This window comes from Nocardioides sp. NPDC057577 (assembly GCF_042801335.1).
Lineage (GTDB): Bacteria > Actinomycetota > Actinomycetes > Propionibacteriales > Nocardioidaceae > Nocardioides.
Window position 1 is genome coordinate 1,525 of record NZ_JBHVGB010000324.1, and the last position, 422, is coordinate 1,946.

Genomic DNA, 422 nt, shown 5'->3' on the forward strand with positions numbered 1-422 from the left:
CGTACCGCAACCAGACCCCCCTCTACATCGAGGTGCCCGGCCTGTCGGTTCCCACGACGAAGACCGGCGTGCGCACGGGCGGGCCGATCCTGCCCGAGCACCTTCCTGCCGCCATGGACGCCGCTGGCATCGAGCGGCTGCTCCTTGTGGTGCTCTACCACAACGACGAAGTCCGCTCCCGTGTCCAACGGGAGATCGCACGCCAGTGGCACCTGGGCGACGACTTCATCGCCCAGGACGGCGATGCGAAGGACAACGCTATCCCCGGCCGTGTCGACGTGCTCTTTCTGGAGGACAAGGTGGGCGCCCTCGCACACGGGCCGGCCACCGCAGGGCGCAGACAGCAGCAACTCGGCGAACTTCTGGCCCCCTTCCAGCAAGAAGGACGAGTCGTCGCCGCCATCTGCGAGACGGAATGGGAC

General features: G+C 67.5%; 1 protein-coding gene. It reads left to right on the forward strand.

Annotated elements, in window-relative coordinates; all coding sequences use genetic code 11:
- Nucleotides 1-422 (forward strand): hypothetical protein (locus ACFU7D_RS29480; protein ID WP_378874048.1); only part of this gene is annotated, 422 nt, incomplete at both ends.